This is a genomic window from Enterococcus sp. 3H8_DIV0648 (assembly GCF_002140655.1).
Lineage (GTDB): Bacteria > Bacillota > Bacilli > Lactobacillales > Enterococcaceae > Enterococcus_A > Enterococcus_A hulanensis.
Genome location: NZ_NGLG01000001.1, coordinates 316,189 through 330,323, shown reverse-complemented (window position 1 = coordinate 330,323; position 14,135 = coordinate 316,189). Strand labels below are relative to the sequence as shown.

Sequence of the window (14,135 nt, the reverse complement as noted above, 5' to 3'; positions counted from 1 at the left end):
CTAAACCTCCATTTTCTTTATTCTTGCCGGAAGATAGAACCAGGCAAACAAACCGATTTCGATTAAAAGCACTGCAAATAAAACTAAACTTTCCACGACTGACAAATGAACCAGACTGCATAAAGTAAAAATAATCGCCGCCGCAAACAAAAGAAGTACCATCAATCGTTGCAAGGCTGCTTTCTTATATTTAGTTGGTACCGGATAAAGCTGCGTCGCACTAATGTAATCAAACTGATTATATAAAGGAATCATTTGAAATCCGATCAAGTAAATAAACAGCAGACTTACGCCTGTCGCAAAGCGAAAATCATTTAGTGAAAACAATAATACTCCGCCGACAATCAACAATCGGAAAAACAAGCCGCCAAACTCAGCCCCTCGCAGTGCACCGCGAGCAAATAAATATAGGTAAGTATTTTCTTGTTTGAATGAAATCCTAGCTAACAAGCCATCCAGATATTTCCGCCGCCGAACCTTGGCTTCAACCTCCGGCACATCCGTAAATAGATTAATGAACTGATAGATCCGATGCAAACGCGCATTTTCGCGATCAATCATTTTGCTCCAATCTAATAGTTGTTCCTTTTCTTGTGTTAATGAAATAAAGGCAATAGTTACCGCTAAAGCCAGCACCGTCCCAATCCAAGCCGTAATATACAGACTGATAAAAATAGTCGCTCCGCTAACGATAAACCACAATATTAGTAATCGCTGGGTTTGTTCTTGTGTTTTCTGGTAACAAGCCAAGCGCTGCAACCGCAAATGAGAAAATTTCAATCCCCACAGCATTAATAAATAGAAGAAGAAATTTGTGAAACTGATCTGCTTAGCCAAAACTACTAATGGCAGCAAGGCTCCGCAAATAAGCAACTCGACAACAAACGGAAACGCCAGCGAATGACGTAACCCGCGAGATAAATAGTCACCCATCTCTTTTTCCTTGGGTAATAAGAAGGTCATATCGGCCGGCTCGACCAGTGTTGCTAATTTACCAAACGGTAAAATCATCCACCACACAAGGCCAACAATCGGCAAACTCCAAGGAAAATCCGGCGGTAATTGTTTTAATAAATTTGAGTAATAAAAGGCTAGTCCGCCAACTAAGAACAAGCACACCAAGACAAAATGATCATTCAACACATAGCGCATGTACTTCATCATTTTTTTCTGATGGCGTTGTCGCCTTAATAGAAAAAAATCATGCATGTTCTTTCTCCTTTGTCAGTGCAATATAGATTTCATCTAAAGAAGAGCCCGGTAAATCAAATTCTGTTTGCAAATCCTGCAAGGTCCCTTGGGCTCGTACTTCTCCTTCGTGTAAAACAACAAAACGATCGCAATACTTTTCTGCTGTCGCTAAAATATGTGTCGACATCAGAATCGCGGCCCCTTGTTCTTTCATTGCTACCATTAATTCCAATAAAGCATTGATCGCCAGTGGATCTAATCCGAGAAATGGTTCATCGATGATGTACAAACTTGGCTGAATCAAAAAGGCGCATAGGACCATCACCTTTTGTTTCATTCCTTTAGAAAAATTCACAGGAAACCAATCCAAACGATTTTCTAAACGAAACGTTTTTAGCAGCGACTCCGCTCGTTTCATCGCTTCTTCTTTTTGAATACCATAGGCCATAGCAGTCACTTCGATGTGCTCCCGTAAAGTCAGCTCTTCATATAAGGAAGGTGTTTCAGGGATATAGCCGATTATTTTTCGGTAATTCTCTGGATCTTGTTGTAAAGTCAGTTCATCAACTGTGATCGTTCCTTTTTGCGGCGTCAATAACCCGATAATATTTTTGATCGTGGTGGATTTTCCTGCACCATTCAAGCCGATCAAACCAATCATCTCTCCATTTTTGACTTCAAAATTAATATCTTTTAAAACAGGCAAGTGTCCATAACCGCCTGTAACATGCTGAATTGTTAAGCTCATCTTTTCCCCTCCAATATCATTAGTTAGTATTATAGCAGAATCCCACAAATATTTAATCTTCTCCTGACCTTTTCCAGCACAAGTATAACAAGTTATGGTAAAGTAAAAGGAGCTTTTACGACCGCTTCTGATTTTCTTTCAGCAGTCGTCGCCATAAAATAAAACCATCATGAATGATCAGAAAGGATGTTTGCAATGGAAAATTGTATTTTTTGTAAAATCATCGACCAAGAAATCCCTAGCTACAAAATTTATGAGGATGAAAAAGTCTATGCCTTTTTAGACATCTCACAAGCAACAAAGGGACATACACTAGTTGTTCCCAAACAACACGTGACGGATATTTTTGAATACGATGATACCTTGGCAGCAGATGTCTTTGCTCGTATTCCAAAAATTGCCCGTGCTATCGAGAAAGCTTTTCCTGAAATGGATGGATTAAATATTTTAAATAATAATAAAGAATTAGCTTACCAATCGGTTTTCCATTCTCATATACACTTAGTTCCTCGTTACAGTAAAAACGATGACTTCTCGATTCACTTCGGCAATCATACCGATCAGCAAACACCCGAAGAAATGCAGGCAATCGCTGATAAGATCAAGGAGCAGGTGAAATAAATGAGCTTTTTTAAAGGAATTCTATTTGGTGCCGGACTTGGGACACTAGGCGGACTTCTATTAGCCCCTCGCAAAGGCGAAGAAACACGAGAAAAACTAATTACTAATACACGAGAGTTAGTATTATTAACTGATGAGTTAAATGATAATTTGGCAGACTTCCGTGAATCTTTGGTTACTTTGAAAGGAACCTTTGATACTTTAGTACCGGCCTTCAAGTCTGGAGTCGAAAAGGATGTTGAGGAGTTCCGCTTTCAAGCTGAACCTCGTATCCAGCAGATCCAAGCGCAGTTAGATAAAATCAATCAAGCATTACCGCAAACGGAAGAAAAGACAGTCATCAAAAAAGGCCGTTTCTCTTTAGAGCGTCCTGCTGATGAAAAGTAATAATTAACTTGTTTCACTTAAATAATTGTGCCTTTATTGTGAATTTTCTCGGAAACTATTTTTAACCCCCTTTCCTTTGCATTTTTAGGTGTGTTATAGTTGAAAAGGAATAACAAACGTATGTAAATATAATTTTAGGAGTTGTAGCAAAGAAATGAAAAAAAAGATTCTCTTAGCCACTACTGGCTTACTTAGCGTAATTGTACTGGGGGCTTGTTCAGGAAGTTCTAATCAAGACATCGCAACAATGAAAGGCGGCAAAATTACCGTCGAAGATTTTTATACCGAAGCGAAAAAAGAACAAACGAACCAAAGTTTAGTTCGTAATATGATCATCTATAAAGTTTTTGAAAATGCTTATGGTGATAAAGTGACGGAGAAACAAGTCGATAAAGAGTACGACAAGCAAGCAAAACAATTAGGCGACAGTTTCGAAAGCCAATTGCAGTCTGCTGGCTATACGAAAAAATCTTATAAAGAATATCTGAAACAATCTTTAGCTTTCCAAGAAGGTTTGAAAGCTCATGTGAAGATTACCGATAAAGATATAAAAGCTGCTTGGGATTCATTCCATCCAGAAGTAACTGCCCGCATTATCTTAGCAAGCAGTGAAGACGAAGCAAAAGAAATCAAGAAGCAATTAGATGACAAAGGTGATTTCGCTAAAATCGCAAAAGAAAAATCACAAGATTCAACAACGAAGGAAGATGGCGGAGAAATCAAATTTGATTCTCAATCAACGACTGTTCCAACTGAAGTAAAAGAAGCAGCCTTCAAATTAAAAGACGGTGAAGTTTCTGATGTGATCACAGCAATGGATTCATCTACTTACCAATCAAGCTATTACATTGTCAAAATGGAGAAAACTTCTTCTAAAGGCAATGACATGGACAAATACAAAAAAGAATTGAAACAAATCGCCGAAGATACAAAAATGGCTGACCAAACCTTCTCTTCTGAAGTTATCTCAAAAGAATTGAAGAAAGCTAACGTGAAAATCAAAGATGATTCATTCGAAAACATCTTATCTGATTTCTTAACTACTAATTCAAGTGAAAAAGCAACAACCGAATCAACGAAATAATTTGAATTAATCAAAAGGGGAATTCCTAGCGGAGTTCCCCTTTTTTGATTATTCATGCTACAATAAAGTGGCGAATACTTATAATAAGAAGATGGGTGAACAAAGCATGAAAAAATTTGCCTCTAAAGAAGCAGAAAAAGATTATTATGAACACGAAGCGGATGAAGCTGAATTCATCGCTTGGTATAAGGAACAAGATCAGCCCGAATATGACAAACCTTCTGTCACTGTCGATATCGTTATCATGGGCTATAACAAAGAAGAAGATCAACTGAAAATTTTACTGATTCAACGTCGCGGAAACCCGTATCGTAATTCTTGGGCTTTGCCGGGCGGTTTCGTTGAGCGTAATGAATCAACGAATGACAGCGTTCGTCGCGAAACAGCCGAAGAGACAGGATTAGTCATCGGCAGAAAAAATGTCGAACAGCTGCATACCTTCAGTTCACCAAATCGTGATCCTCGCGGCTGGGTGATTACAGTCAGCTATTTAGCCTTTATTGGTCAAGTGCCGCCGACTGCTGGTGATGATACTCAAGACGCCCGCTGGTTCAACATGGAACGTCGCGGCGAGACAATCTATCTAACTAGTGACGACGATATCTCCATCGAGATCGATTTGGAAACGGGAAAATCACTTGGCAAAGATACCTTGGCCTTTGACCACAACGAGATCATTCGTAAGGCCTTCAATCGGGTCGTTAATAAAATGGATCATGAACCCTTAATTCTGCAGGTCTTAGGTGAAGAATTCACGATCACAGAAGCACGCAAGGTGTTTGCGAAATTTCTAGGGGTTGATTTTAAAACAGTCGATCACTCGAATTTCAAAAAAGCCATGCTGCAATACTTCGACGAGATCGGTGAACGTCCTGTCGGAATTGGCCGTCCTTCAAAGATTTATCGCTTAAAAGATGAGATCGGTGAAAAAAAATAAAAGTTTTACTTACATGAAAGACAAAAATCTGTATATAATGGAAAAAGCAAAAAATGTCTTTCCATAACGCAGTGAAGATCCCAAGTGGCAATCGTAGCGAGTTATACGATTGCCACTTTTTTGTGAGTTCTGCTTTTTGCAGTTTATTAAATTATAAGATGGATACATGAATCAAATTAGCTGTATTCAAAAATTAGGAGGATTTTTATGCCAAGAAATAAAAGAGAAAGTTTTGTTTATACGATAATGATGTGTTTTGTGATGGTGTTCTGGATGAGTTTGTACAATATTTATTTGCATTCCGGTACTCTCACTTTAGAGGTTCTTAAAACTGCCTGGCTCGGATTGCCGTTGGGGTATTGCTGTGCGTTGTTTTTAGATTGGTTTGTTGTTTCAGGACCTGCCAAAAAAGTCGCATTTAAGATTTTACCGACCTTTGCCAGTCCTTTACGCAAAGTTCTGACCGTTTCCAGCTGTATGGTTTTACCAATGGTCTTCTTCATGTCCCTTTATGGTACGCTTGAGGTCTTAAGCCAGACACAAGAATGGAACTTGCTGTTTGTTATTTGGGGGACGAATATTTTGAAAAATCTTGTTATGGCGCTGCCTTTTCAACTACTCATTGCCGGCCCCCTTGTTCGGAAAATTTTCAGAAGAATCTTTCCAGTCGGAACGATTGTAGCATGATTAGAAAGGCTTCGCGAACTCGCTCAGCTTTTGAGCACCAAGTAGGTACTGTTCCACATCAGCTCCAAAAACCGATCGCTGTGTCTCACAGCAATAAGACTAAAATTTTTATAAGTTGTCAAGAAACACAGCGATCTTTAGGAGCTGATGGCGATTATTCCTACTTGGCGTTTCTCAGACTTAACAAAATTTTCTTACTCGCGATATGCTAGTTCTGCTTAATGCTAATTTAGCAGCAACTGGCTGGGTCACACCGTTGTGTAGAAAAGCTAGTTCGTGAAGCTGGACATCGTTAAAGCTGTGGATTCAATGTTTTCACTTTTGAAATTTTATACTTTCTATACAGTAAAAAACAGTCGGGAACACACTATTCGTGTTCTCGACTGTTTTGCTTCATAGTTATTGCTAATTGCTCTGTTAGAATATACACCTGTTTTTCAAGAATTGTGAGTCGCTTTGCTACATCAATAATAGACATCTTTTCTTGTTCATCGTTTTGCTTTTGCTGAGAATACAGCTTCGGCAATCCTGAGGTCTCATAGCGTTCTAAAAGCTGTGGGACCTTTTGATTATCAATTGTCACCTGCGTCGTGATCAAAACTTCGCCATCCTCATTCACCCGTTTATTGGTGCTTGTCTCCATCCCTTCCAGAGCATTGGGACCAACGACATAGCCAGTTATTTCCTTGACGATCAGCTGATTTTCTCTCAACCACCCATAAAACGTATTTTGATTCAGTCCATACTTTCTTTTTACATCGATTAATTTCATTGCGCGCCTCCTTATTTTTTAAAAAGATACGCAAAAAAAATATGAGGACTCTTATTTCGCTAGATTAGCAAGAATTTCCTGATAGCGTTCGGTCGCTAACACGCTGACTTGATCCTTTTTACAGAAATTCAATTTACGCAATTTAGGAACGACCCGTTCTACTACAATTTGATCTTCTAAGGTTTTTTCCTTTAATGCCTCAAACGCTTCCTTGAAACGCGAATCATTGCGAGCTTTTTCATAGCAGGACAGCACATAGAGATAATAAAATAGGCCATAGCCGCGAAACGGATATTCCACCTGCATGAACAATGTTCCGATGCCATAATGACAAGGGCCCAGCGGCAATTTAGTCTCCCAATGTTTCAATAGAAATTCTACGGCATCATCTAATTCGGCTTCTTCGACAAAGTTTGTCCGACGAAACAATTCCAACGCATTCAATGTCGGTAATGGATTTGAGAATTCTGTTTCTGGTCCTTTTCCAAAATAAAATTTCTTGCACCACCAGCCGCCATCTTCGTAGCGTGTTGCTAATAAATGCTCCATCGTCTGGATCATGCGCGGATCATCGCCGTGGCCTAATCGAACTAACAGTATTGCCGCTGGAATCGTTTGGCAAGGAAAGACCGCCCCTTTAGGATAAAGCTTGAACTCGCCGGGTTCACGCCAGCTTTCCCACAAAAGCTCAGCGATCTTTTGCAATATCTCTGCTTGCGGGTCCATCCCCAATTCCAACAAATATTCTGCTGATTCTAAACAAGAAAAAGGCGCCCCCTTGCTTAAACGCTTATCTTCAGTTGTCCAATAATCCCAGCCTTGATCGTAGCGATGATCTAAAAATGTTTGAATGTCTGCTTCATTCATGACTTTCACCTCAACTGCATTTTTCTTTTAAGTGTATCATAGCTGATTAGTACAAGGGAACATATTTTCGCATATATAATGGTCTGAACCTGCTTCTTGCGTGATTCATTTTATAAGAAAGGCTTTGCGAACTCGCTCAGCTTTTGAGCAATAAGACCAAAATATTTCTAAATTGCTTCTCAAATTTCGAAATATTTTTGCTTATTGCCGATAAAGCTAGTTCGTGAAGCCAGACATAGATATACCCGCTACAAAGCGATTTATTCATGTAAAGATTTTATACTTTCTTTATAGTCAAAAAAATCCCTCAATAAGATGAGGGATTCAACCATTTATTTAGTTGCAACTTTTTTCATTTGTTTACTGCGTAATTGTCCGCAGGCCGCATCGATATCCGTACCATGTTCTTTTCGAATGACGCAATTGATGCCGTTCTTCTTCAAAACATCGTAAAAACGTAAAACATCTGCTTTGCTGCTGCGAGAGTATTGGTCATGTTCACTGACTGGATTATATGGAATCAAGTTCACGTAAACCAATTTTTTCTTGTTCTTCATTAAATCCGCCAGCTCTTGTGCATGATCCGGACGATCATTCACACCTGATAGCATGATATATTCAAACGTTACCCGACGATTGGTTTCTTCTATATAATAGTCGACAGCATCCATCAATTTTTCGATTGGGAAACTACGGTTGATTCGCATGATGGATGAACGAACTTCATTATTTGGCGCATGCAAGGAAATTGCTAAGTTGACCTGCAAGCCATTTTCTGCGAATTTTTTGATCTTCGGAACTAAACCACTTGTTGAAACAGTGATATGGCGTGCCCCGATCGCCATTCCTTTATCATCATTGATAACGTTAAGGAAGTTCATTACATTATTGTAATTATCAAAGGGTTCGCCGATTCCCATCACAACGACATGGGAAACTCGTTCTTCTTCACCGCGTTCATCAAAATAATGTTGAACCAACATAATTTGCGCGACGATTTCGCCAGCAGTCAAATCACGCTGCTTCTTTAATAAGCCTGACGCACAAAAGGTGCAGCCGATATTACAGCCAACTTGAGTCGTTACACAAACGGACAAGCCGTACTCTTGCCGCATCAACACCGTCTCGATCATCAAATGATCCGGCAGTTCAAATAAATATTTGACCGTACCATCATTCGCTTCTTGTACAACCAATTGCTTTAATGGATTGATAATAAAATTTTCTTCTAACAGAGCGATCGTTTTTTTCGAAAGGTTGCTCATTTCCGCAAATTCAGTTACGCGGCTGCGATAAAGCCATTCCCAAACTTGTGTCGCACGGAATTTTTTCTCCCCGTGTTCTAGAAACCATTCAACTAATTCTTCTCTTTTTAAACCGTAAATTGAGGGTTTTTCCAAAGTGTTACCTCCTACTATATCCTTATTAATAAGGTAAGAAATCTTTATAAAATTTCTCTTTTCTTCGTACGCAATCCAATTTTCTTATCATCCTAAATAGGAAGAAAACTGGAAACATTCGCTACATACTATAACCGATTCACAAAGAGAAAACAATCAACTTTGAAAAAAAGAAATGATTTCACAAGCTTATTTACAGAAAAAGAGAGGCACGAGGCCTCTCATTCCAAACCGTCAATATTCGCACGGATTCCTGCTCGTTCAAATTTTGCTTTGATTGTGTCTATTTCTGTCCGTGTCAACGTTTGAACATCCTTCATCCTGTATTCCCAGCCCAGATAATCATATTTGCTGCTGCCGTATTGATGGAAGGGCAGTAAATGAACTTCGCCTATTTTTCGTGCTGTCAAAAAATCGATAAGCTGCTGAATATTTTTTTCATTCGTTGTATATTCTGGAATCAGCGGAATGCGCGGGATCACTTGAATTTGCTCTTGCGTTAACAGATACTCAAAATTTTCTCTGACAGTTTCAGGATCAACTCCGATGACTTTTTTAGCTTCAGAGCGATCCATGATTTTCAAATCAAACAGCACTTGATCAACATACGGGGTTAGCCTTTTGATCCGCTCTACTGGAAAGCAGCCAGTTGTTTCAATTGCTGTATGGATTCCAAGCTTTTTCAGCTCCTGCAAGAACGCACTGGCAAATTCGGACTGCATCAAGACCTCGCCGCCTGATAATGTCACACCGCCGCCTGATGTACGATAAAAAATTTCATCCTTCAGCACTTCATCCAACAGCTCATCGATTGAGCGCCAAGCTCCGATCTGCTCCGTTTTGCCGTTCTTTTTCCAAGTCGTCGGTTCAACCTTTTTTCGTGATTCTGGATTGGAACACCACGGACAACGCAACGGACAACCCTTCAAAAATATCAGCGTTCGGATTCCCCCACCGTCGTGAACGGAATAGCGTTGAATATTGAAAACTAATCCTTGATCCATTTTTATCCCTCATCCTACAATTGGTGTTCAACACGCGCGATAATATCGTCTTGAATTTGTTTATTCAAATCAACGAAGAAGGCACTATATCCGGCTACACGAACTAAGAGGCCTGAATATTTTTCTGGATGCTTCTGAGCTTCTAGCAGTGTTTCCTTCGATTGAACATTGAATTGAACATGCTGAATTTTTAATTTGGTAAAAGCTAACAAGAAATCAGCAAATTTATTTAGACCTTGTTGTCCTTTCAACGTATTCGGCTGAAACTTCAAATTCAATAAGCTGCCGTTGACCGTTAAGTAGTTGTCTAGCTTGCTGACAGATTTTAACACAGCAGTCGGGCCTAAATGATCCCGTCCTACCATTGGAGATAAGCCGCCATCGGCTAATTGCTCTTGGGCCTTTCGACCATCTGGTGTCGCTCCAACCGCTTCACCTAATGGGATGTGGGCGGATACCGTGTAGGCTCCGGGGATAAATTGCCCGCCGCGAACATTTTTATATTGCTCCAATTCTTTGGCGTAGTGACGGAATAATTTTGCCGCAATGATATCCAATTCCTCATCATCGTTGCCGAATTTTTCAAAGTCTTGGATCACATGCTGCTGCAGCTCAGCGTATTCTCCGGTGAAATTCGACTCTAACGCATCCACCAATTTGCTGAAGCTCATTTCTTTATTTTCGAAGATCATCTTTTTAATGACATACAGTGAGTCGCTTAGGTTGGCCTCTCCGATACCTTGTACACCAGAAAAATTGTAGCGCGCACCGCCTTCGGTTACGTCCTTGCCATTTTCCAAACAGTCATCAATCAAGACAGATAGAAACGGCGTCGGCGCATAATGCCGATGCCCCAAATCTACAATGTTCGAACCCTTGACCACCAGCTCCACATAATAATCGATCTTCTGCTCAATTGTTTCAACTAATCGGTCATAAGTTAGTCCAGACTCATCCCTTAACTCATACATGCTCAATTCCATAATTCGTAATAAATTGAAGAGGGCAATGTCGTGCAAACCATAAGTTTTACCCGGAATCGATGTTTCTACACACCCCACTGTCGCATAGTCCCGCGCATCATCCAGTGAGACGCCTTTGCTTAAAAAGGCTGGCACACAAACCTCGTCGTTAAATAATTGAGGAATTCCCGTGCCTAAACGAATCGTCTCCACCGTTTTAAGTAAAAAGCGGCGGGGGATCAATTCATTCATCCGCACTGATAGATTGGGCTGCGGCAATAATATCTCATGGTAAAGCTCCAACATCACAAACGACAGCGGATTCACCGAAGTATGACCTAACTCATCAAGTCCGCCTAAAACAACCGTGTAGCCCGTTGGAAATCCTGCGAAACACTTGGCACTGCTCTCGGAACGCAAAAGCACCACATCATTGGTCTTAATATAAAAGTCGCCTAAAACTTCATATAGAAAATTTTTATCGATCCCAGCTTTTATGGATGCTTCATAAAATGGATACAAATATTGATCCATTCGACCTAACGAAAGTGAAGAAGCATTTGATTCATATTGCCCGACAATACTGGTCATCCATAATAATTGCAGTGCCTCGTAAAACGAGTCAGGCTTTTCTGTACTTAGCTTGCGGCACATTTTTCCAATCTGCTGCAACTCTTGTTGGCGCTGGTTCTCTTTTTCATGTTTGTTCATCGCTTCGGCTAATTCAGCATAGCGTAAAAAATGATCGCGCATCGCAGTAAAAACGATTTTTCCAGCTTGATAAAAGTGATTGTCCGACTCTTCCCTGATTTTCTTATCTAATTGTTCAAGGTAGTTGCCGATTCCTCGCGCTAGTATTCCGGTGAAGTCCATAATGATATGGCCCTGTCCTTTATCCGTTTGGTTCAATTTGAAGACTTCATCTTTCAAGGCTGTTTTTACTTCGTCAGTCAACTCGCCATTGATAAAATCCTTCATTGAGCGCTTCTCCCAGTAAGGGTATAATTCCTCGCGATAGATCTTTTTATCTGCTTCTGTGAATTCAAATTGATCCTGCGGACGTGTAGCGATCGTATCGATCTCCTGCATGATCCAATAAGGGTCCATCTCCGGTGAAAGAATCCCAGAACGCGGACGAACCGTTCGATTGCCGACTAATAATTCTCCTTCACGAATACTGATCTCAACATTCGCTAAAATATGTGCCACTGCTTTTGCTCGCCGAATGATCGTAGGCTCGCCTTCAGTCTGACGATAGCTTTCCGTATAAAGCAATGCTCGCTCCAGCGATATTTGCCGTTTCTCCTTGAATAAATGATCTTTCATCCTTTGAATGCGGGGATTTCCTTTGACCACTACATTGGCAATATTTTTTTCCTGATTGATTACTCCCGTTCCCATTTTGTTCACTCCTTTTTTCACTTCTGTTCACTCTTAGTATAGGAATATTTTCCGGGTGAAACTATCGATTTCTTTGAAATACAAGTAAAAAGTTGGATTTGTTCACTTTTTCCCAAGTTTTCAATTGTTTTTGTTGGAATCTCATGCTACCTTAGAGCAAAAGAAGGAGGTTGCTTTATGAAGGCCGCTGAAATTGCACAACGCCGCAAAGAAATTACCGAACTTTTATATCAGCAAAACGAAATGAAGGTCCAAGAGCTAGTGAAAAAGTTTCACGTCTCTGATGAAACCATTCGTAAAGACTTAACTTATTTAGCTGAAGAAGGCATTTTAGAAAAACACCACGGCAAAGCCCGCCTGGTACAAGAAAAAGAATTGGCCCCGGTTTTTCGCCGAACCTCCCAATTTGCAGAAAAGGATAAAATTACGCAAGCCGCCTTAAATTTTATTACTGCTGAGGATTACACGATCGGCTTAGATCAAGGAAGTACTTTGGCTCTGCTTGCTAAAAAGATTGTACCCTTGGAAAAAAAGCAAATCTTTACCAGCTCGCTTGCCGCTATTTCTCAACTGGCGAACAGTCAGCATAAACTTTTTTGCTTCGGCGGCGAATATTCTCCTGCCGACATGGCCTTTCGCAATAGCGGCGGCGAGATGTATCCCGATATTCAGTTCGACTTATGCTTCTTCGGCTCCAGCGGTGTCAAAAATCGTAAAGGCTTTTGCACCTCTTCTCTGATCGATGCCGAAGCAAAACGGCGGATGCTTAAAAAAGCGACAAAAAAAATCGTGCTGCTGGATCACACGAAATTTGAAAAAACTTCTCTTGTCCAAGTCGCTCCTTGGTCTGAAATCGATGTTGTCATTACCAGCAAAGGTCTGCCGTTAGATTATGAGCGGATGATCAGTGCTTATGCAAAATTGATTTTGGTTTAAAAAAGATGTGCCGAAATTTTTCACGGCACATCTTTTTTATTACATAATCTCGATATCTAAATCAAAGTCATCATCCAGATCGATCGCTTGGGATTCCTCCTCAACGACCGGCTTCTTCAAAGCAATGACGATGCCGGCAGTGATTACTGAACCGATCACTGTTCCAAGAATATAAACTAACGGATTCTGCGCTACCGGAGCAACGATCCAGCCGCCCCAAGGTGCTGGATTCCCAGCGCCTAATACCATCGCGATAGCTGCTCCAATGGCGCTGCCGATCATATTCGCCGGAATACAACGCAATGGATCAGCCGCTGCGAACGGAATCGCACCTTCTGAAATCCCGACCATTCCCATCACAATCGCAGCTTTTCCAGAATTTCTCTCTTCGACTGTAAACTTCTTAGGTGCAACGATAGTCGCTAATCCCATGGCAAGGGGTGGAATACAAATCGCTGCTCCGATCCCCGCCATGATCGTCAATGCCGTATCGCTTGGCAAACCAGTCACAGGATTGATCGTTCCTACCATCGCAGAACCAAAACTAAAGGCAACTTTATTGATTGGTCCGCCCATATCAGAAGCGATCATCGCTCCCAAAATCAAGCCAAGTACCACTAAATTTCCAGTTCCCATTGACTCCAGCCATTTTGTTAAGGCCGTCATTAATGCCGCAATCGGCTGTCCAATCACCCAATACATCAAGACCCCGACGAGCAAGGTTCCAAATAATGGAATAATAAAGATTGGCCCTAACGAACGCAGGCTTGATGGCAATTTGATTTTCTTTAGATAAAAGACCACTACTCCTGCCAAAATCCCTGATAAAATCCCGCCTAGAAAACCAGCACCAATATTACTAGCGATCAATCCGCCAATAATTCCCGGCGCCAAACCCGGACGATCCACCATTGAGAAGGCGATATAACCAGATAAGATCGGTACCATCATCCCGAGCCCGGTAATCCCGATATTCGCAATATCCGCCAACCAGCCTTTATCCGGCACTGACGCATTTCCCGACAGCAAAACACTCAATGCCAACAAAATTCCGCCGGCAACGACAAAAGGAATCATGTATGAAACGCCGGTCATCATATTTTTTCTTGTATTCTTTAATAATTCAATCATTGCGGTT

General features: G+C 40.8%; 14 protein-coding genes. 6 read left to right on the top strand and 8 right to left on the bottom strand.

Annotated features, from left to right (window positions below; all coding sequences use genetic code 11):
• Entirely contained in the window at nt 1–1,209 is a 1,209-nt protein-coding gene (locus tag A5875_RS01515; protein WP_088931978.1) for an ABC transporter permease, read from the bottom strand.
• Complete coding sequence (locus A5875_RS01510; protein WP_088931977.1) at nt 1,202–1,939, bottom strand: ABC transporter ATP-binding protein; 738 nt, start codon at nt 1,937–1,939, stop codon at nt 1,202–1,204. Before A5875_RS01510 ends, A5875_RS01515 begins: the two co-directional genes overlap by 8 nt.
• A 195-nt stretch (nt 1,940–2,134) precedes the next feature.
• Here A5875_RS01510 and A5875_RS01505 point away from each other — a divergent pair, with 195 nt between their 5' ends.
• From A5875_RS01505 to A5875_RS01485, 5 genes are all read left to right on the top strand, one after another.
• Complete coding sequence (locus tag A5875_RS01505) at nt 2,135–2,560, top strand: HIT family protein (RefSeq protein ID WP_088931976.1); 426 nt, start codon at nt 2,135–2,137, stop codon at nt 2,558–2,560.
• Nucleotides 2,561–2,947: a YtxH domain-containing protein gene (locus tag A5875_RS01500; RefSeq protein WP_088931975.1), complete on the top strand. Its 387-nt coding sequence runs from the start codon at nt 2,561–2,563 to the stop codon at nt 2,945–2,947.
• A gap of 154 nt (nt 2,948–3,101) precedes the next feature.
• Nucleotides 3,102–4,031: a peptidylprolyl isomerase gene (locus A5875_RS01495; RefSeq protein ID WP_088931974.1), complete on the top strand. Its 930-nt coding sequence runs from the start codon at nt 3,102–3,104 to the stop codon at nt 4,029–4,031.
• Nucleotides 4,032–4,137: 106 nt separating this feature from the next.
• A complete protein-coding gene (locus A5875_RS01490) occupies nt 4,138–4,968 on the top strand; it encodes an NUDIX hydrolase (protein ID WP_088931973.1) in 831 nt (276 codons plus the stop codon).
• 207 nt (nt 4,969–5,175) lie between these two features.
• On the top strand, nt 5,176–5,655 hold the full coding sequence (locus A5875_RS01485; RefSeq protein WP_088931972.1) for a DUF2798 domain-containing protein: 480 nt from the start codon (nt 5,176–5,178) through the stop codon (nt 5,653–5,655).
• A gap of 367 nt (nt 5,656–6,022) precedes the next feature.
• Here A5875_RS01485 and A5875_RS01480 read toward each other — a convergent pair whose 3' ends face one another.
• The 5 genes from A5875_RS01480 to A5875_RS01460 form a co-directional block, all read right to left on the bottom strand.
• Entirely contained in the window at nt 6,023–6,427 is a 405-nt protein-coding gene (locus tag A5875_RS01480) for a hypothetical protein (protein ID WP_088931971.1), read from the bottom strand.
• A 51-nt stretch (nt 6,428–6,478) separates the two neighbouring features.
• Entirely contained in the window at nt 6,479–7,294 is an 816-nt protein-coding gene (locus A5875_RS01475; protein ID WP_088931970.1) for a prenyltransferase, read from the bottom strand.
• A 332-nt stretch (nt 7,295–7,626) separates the two neighbouring features.
• Complete coding sequence (gene rlmN, locus A5875_RS01470) at nt 7,627–8,694, bottom strand: 23S rRNA (adenine(2503)-C(2))-methyltransferase RlmN (protein ID WP_088931969.1); 1,068 nt, start codon at nt 8,692–8,694, stop codon at nt 7,627–7,629.
• Between the two features lie 221 nt (nt 8,695–8,915).
• The gene (locus tag A5875_RS01465; RefSeq protein WP_088931968.1) at nt 8,916–9,698 is read right to left on the bottom strand and encodes a glycyl-radical enzyme activating protein; all 783 of its coding nucleotides are present in this window, start codon (nt 9,696–9,698) and stop codon (nt 8,916–8,918) included.
• A gap of 14 nt (nt 9,699–9,712) precedes the next feature.
• Entirely contained in the window at nt 9,713–12,061 is a 2,349-nt protein-coding gene (locus tag A5875_RS01460) for a formate C-acetyltransferase (RefSeq protein ID WP_088931967.1), read from the bottom strand.
• Nucleotides 12,062–12,238: 177 nt separating this feature from the next.
• Here A5875_RS01460 and A5875_RS01455 point away from each other — a divergent pair, with 177 nt between their 5' ends.
• Nucleotides 12,239–12,997 (top strand): DeoR/GlpR family DNA-binding transcription regulator, encoded by a 759-nt coding sequence (locus A5875_RS01455; protein WP_088931966.1) that lies wholly within the window; start codon nt 12,239–12,241, stop codon nt 12,995–12,997.
• Nucleotides 12,998–13,036: 39 nt separating this feature from the next.
• Here A5875_RS01455 and A5875_RS01450 read toward each other — a convergent pair whose 3' ends face one another.
• Complete coding sequence (locus tag A5875_RS01450) at nt 13,037–14,128, bottom strand: PTS fructose transporter subunit EIIC (protein WP_088931965.1); 1,092 nt, start codon at nt 14,126–14,128, stop codon at nt 13,037–13,039.
• Nucleotides 14,129–14,135: the final 7 nt, after the last annotated feature.